This is a genomic window from Kyrpidia sp. (assembly GCF_023512215.1).
Taxonomy (GTDB): Bacteria; Bacillota; Bacilli; order Kyrpidiales; family Kyrpidiaceae; genus Kyrpidia; species Kyrpidia spormannii.
In genome coordinates, this window is sequence record NZ_JAILZZ010000099.1 from 1 (window position 1) to 3,981 (window position 3,981).

A 3,981-nucleotide genomic window follows, 5' to 3' on the forward strand; every position below is an offset into this window, starting at 1 on the left:
TGGCTCGGTAGCTCAGTCGGTAGAGCAGAGGACTGAAAATCCTCGTGTCGGCGGTTCGATTCCGTCCCGAGCCACCATTGGTTGAATCGATTGAAAAGCCACCTCTCCGTCCTGGAGGGTGGCTTTTTTTCTAGGAGGTCCTGGGTTGATCAAACTTTTGCCCCGAAACTTCGCAGTAGGTTGAGCACCCCTTCGGTTTCATTGTCGGGAACGACGGCGGTGACCAACCAGTTGGTCCCGATGGCATCGGGGTCCTCTTGGTCCGCCATGCCCGAGGCCGACGGATGGACCGCCGCCAGAGGGCTTTCGTCCCGGTCGATAACTCCGTTTCCGAGGGTGAGGTTGGCGAGGCTAGGGATGTGCCCAGAGATCGTGGTGTGATGCAGAGGAGCCGGCCCTTCGGGAAAGGAGCTGACGGAAGCTAGCTGCACCTCTGAGAATCCTCGTTGCCGCAGGGTATTCGCCGCGTGACAAGCTCTTTCAAAAGAACGAAAGTATGCGAGAATCGATCGCTCGCCCATGGTGTCCCCCTCCGATCTGTGGGTGGTCAAGCCGAAACTTCCTGCCCTTACAACCACAGTGTTCCCCGTTGAGTTGTATTTTAGGGACTCTGGCCACATGACGGTGTCCGCAACTGCAAAGATTTGCCCGGCACGGGTTGCCAAATCGGACCCCCGCCGGCACAATAGAAGGGGACGTGGGTGAGGTTTTCGGAGGAGGCGTCGAAGGCGTGTTTTCTTTCAGTGTGCTGGCGAGCGGAAGTTCTGGAAATGCGGTACTGGTTTGGGCGGACGATGTGCGCCTCCTGATCGATGCCGGGATCAGCGCTCGGCGATTGGACCGCTCTTTGCAGCAGCACGGGGTGAACCCGGACCAGTTGACGGCGGTGGTGGTGACCCACGAACACCGAGACCACGTCCATGGATTGCGGGTGTTTGCCCGGCGCCATGCGGTGCCGATCTGGGCCACCGGAGGGACCTGGACGGAACTCGGTGATCTTTCCACCGAGGTCGGCAGTGAACGCTGTTTTACGCTCACAGCGGGAAAGGTGGTTTATTTTGGCGGGGTTGCTGCAGAACCCGTCGCTGTCTCCCATGACGCCCGGGAACCCGTGATGTTTTGCTTTCACCACGGCGGGAAAAAGCTCGTGCTGGCCACAGACCTGGGTTTTGTCGGGGACCGCTTGCGCGGCGCCATCGCTGACGCGGATGCGTATATTCTCGAGTCTAACCACGATGTCGGGATGTTGCGGGCCGGTACATATCCGTGGCACCTGAAGCGGCGAATCCTGGGGGACAAAGGGCACCTGTCCAACGAAGCGGCGGGGGAGACCCTAGCCGAAGTGATCGGCAACCGGACAACCCGGGTGGTGTTGGCCCACCTGAGTGAAGAAAACAATGCGCCGGAAGTCGCAAAAACCGCGGTACGAGCCATTTTGATGCAGGAAGGTCTGGGGCATCTTCCGATTGAGGTGGCTCCGAGACACGAGTCGACGCCTCTTTATGCCGTAGGGTGATCTCCGGATTGGAGGGCCTTCGGTCTGCCGTGGCCGACCCGGGCGTCCAACTCCCGAACCTTGCGAAGGATTTCCTCTCGTTTTGCCACTCCCGACTCGATCAACCATTCCAATAAAGCGGTCAATAACAAGGTATTCTGGTACTCTGTTTCCTTGAGATCGGCAATCAGGGCCGCCCAGTCGGGCGCTGGTTGTGTCGCCACACTTGTTTCCCCCTCTCAGTCCCGTACACCAGCATTGTCGTCCATGACAGATGGTTCTATACACAACAAATCCACCAGATCTCCACCGGTTTTCCAAAGGACTGAATCTTCGCCGACGAATGCGTTCTTTCATTGAGAAAGGGCGCTGCCAGTCGGTATAATGGAGGCAGTCGGGCTGTCAAGGGCATGCTCGGCTCGGGATAAGGAGGTTTGACGATGGGTTTCTACGATACGGATGCAGAAGGCATGAGGCCCAGACGTCGTGGGCCGCTGTCGTGGCTAGCCGTGATCGTGGTGTCCGCGATGATCGGGTCGATTGTGACCATGCTTTTCCTTCCAGCGATGATACGGAGTCATCTAGTGAATTTGCCGGTCGCCCAAGCGCCCGGGACGAATCTCGCACCGCCTTCCGGTGTACAACAGACCGTGAGTTATACTGTCGACACGGGGATCGTTCAAGCGGTGAATAAAGTAAAGCCAGCCATTGTCGGAGTTGTCAACGTGGCCAAGGTGCCCGACTTCTGGCGTGGTCAAATGGTGCAAAAGGACCAAGGGGTGGGGTCAGGGGTGATTTTTGACCCCCGGGGCTATGTGGTCACGAATAACCATGTGGTAGAAGGGGCCAGCGCCGTGGAGGTGGTCCTGGCGAACGGACAGCGAGTGAAAGCCTCCATTGTGGGCACAGATCCGCTGACCGATCTGGCCGTTCTCCGCATCCCCGCTGACCAGGTCAAGGCGGATATGGTGGCTACCTTTGGGAATTCCGATACGCTTCAGCCCGGTGAACCGGCGATCGCCATTGGCAATCCCCTGGGTTTGGAGTTTCGTCAAACAGTGACCGTGGGGGTGATCAGCGCCACGGGTCGAACTTTGCCCATTACCGATAGTCAAGGCCAGGTAGTGTGGGAGCAAGATGTCATTCAAACGGATGCGGCCATCAATCCGGGCAACAGCGGTGGAGCGCTGTGCAACATCGAAGGTCAGGTGATCGGCATCAACAGTTCGAAGATTACCCAAACCGCCCAAGGGCCGGTGGAAGGATTGGGATTCGCGATCCCGATTAACGAAGCGAAACCCATCATTCAGCAACTGATCACCAATGGCAAGGTGATCCGCCCGGTCCTCGGTATTACTGCCGTATCCCTGCAAGAGTTGCCCCTTGAGAGTCGGCCTCAGGTCCCGGTGGATTATGGCGTGGTCGTCGGCCAGCCAACCGCTGGAGCAGCTGCGGCGGGCCTGCAAGAGGGAGATGTGATCGTGCAGGTCGACAACACCCCTGTGCACAACGTCTCTGATTTGCGCAAGGCACTGTTTGTGAAAAAGCCGGGAGATACCGTATCGGTGACCTTTTATCGCGGACAGCAAAAGCTTACGGTGAATGTGAAATTGTCCGCTGCCTCATAGAAAGCGGAGTGTGATCGTCTGCATCCTGGTACAGAGGCCGGCTCGTGCCGGCCTTCACCATTTTCAACCCGTCTTCTTTCCCGGGTCTCATTGATCCCGGGAGGTCAAATCGGCAATCTTGGTAGGTGATGGAGCGATGAACCGACGGTCCCATTCTGACGGACTCCGGGTTTCTCCGGGGCAGATGGAGGACCCGGGCTCCCGCCCTTGGGCAGCTTGTGGGGAATGCGTGGAATACGTCCTCGACGAATACCTGGAGAAAACCGGTTATGTGCCGAACCTCGAACCGATTTCCTTGACTCCGAACCCCAAGCCACTCTGTGTGCGGTGTGGGGATCCAGCCGATTATCTGCTTACGCCAGGGGGTGTCATCGATCCAGATCCACATCCTCGCCGTTGGTAAACTCAAAGAGCGATACTGGGCGGAAGCCGCTCAGGCTTACCTGAAGCGCCTTTCCTTTTATGCGGATGTCTATCTCGACGAAGTGCCCGACCAGCCCGTGCCCAAAACCCCCAGTCCAGGCGAACGCGATGGGGTGTTGGCCGCGGAGGGGGAGGCGCTTCTGGGGCGAATCAAGGACCGGGATTGGGTGACCGCGTTGACTTTGGACGGCCGGCGTTGGACGTCCGAACAATTTGCGGAACAATGGCAGGGCTGGATGAGCCGCGGGGCTGCTCGATATGTCTTTGTCGTCGGAGGGACTCTGGGCCTCCACTTCCGGGTCACCCGGCGGGCAGACGCCCTCTGGTCTTTATCTCCCCTCACCTTTCCCCACCAAATGGCCCGGGTGATCGTCCTGGAGCAGCTCTACAGGGCCTTCCAAATCCTTCGGGGTGGCACTTATCACCGATGATCAG

At 58.4% G+C, this 3,981-nt stretch carries 5 protein-coding genes and 1 tRNA gene; 4 read left to right on the forward strand and 2 right to left on the reverse strand.

What is annotated here, in order from left to right:
- The first annotated feature begins 1 nt into the window (after position 1).
- Positions 2-77: transfer RNA gene (locus K6T64_RS16395), tRNA-Phe, on the forward strand.
- Between the two features lie 72 nt (positions 78-149).
- Here the strand turns inward: K6T64_RS16395 and K6T64_RS16400 are convergent.
- Positions 150-521, reverse strand: coding sequence for a hypothetical protein (locus tag K6T64_RS16400; protein ID WP_013077183.1), 372 nt, complete (start codon positions 519-521; stop codon positions 150-152).
- 209 nt (positions 522-730) lie between these two features.
- Between K6T64_RS16400 and K6T64_RS16405 the strand changes: the two genes are divergently transcribed.
- The gene (locus K6T64_RS16405; RefSeq protein ID WP_288011221.1) at positions 731-1,516 is read left to right on the forward strand and encodes an MBL fold metallo-hydrolase; all 786 of its coding nucleotides are present in this window, start codon (positions 731-733) and stop codon (positions 1,514-1,516) included.
- Here K6T64_RS16405 and K6T64_RS16410 read toward each other — a convergent pair.
- The gene (locus K6T64_RS16410; RefSeq protein WP_288011224.1) at positions 1,501-1,719 is read right to left on the reverse strand and encodes a hypothetical protein; all 219 of its coding nucleotides are present in this window, start codon (positions 1,717-1,719) and stop codon (positions 1,501-1,503) included. The two genes, K6T64_RS16405 and K6T64_RS16410, sit on opposite strands and share 16 nt — an antisense overlap.
- Positions 1,720-1,935: 216 nt before the next feature.
- On the opposite strand from K6T64_RS16410, the gene K6T64_RS16415 reads away from it, so the two are divergent.
- A complete protein-coding gene (locus K6T64_RS16415) occupies positions 1,936-3,123 on the forward strand; it encodes a S1C family serine protease (RefSeq protein WP_100669039.1) in 1,188 nt (395 codons plus the stop codon).
- A gap of 365 nt (positions 3,124-3,488) precedes the next feature.
- Positions 3,489-3,977 carry a 23S rRNA (pseudouridine(1915)-N(3))-methyltransferase RlmH gene (locus K6T64_RS16420; RefSeq protein ID WP_288011228.1) on the forward strand — a complete coding sequence of 163 codons (489 nt, stop codon included), beginning with the start codon at positions 3,489-3,491 and terminating at the stop codon, positions 3,975-3,977.
- Positions 3,978-3,981 lie beyond the last annotated feature (4 nt).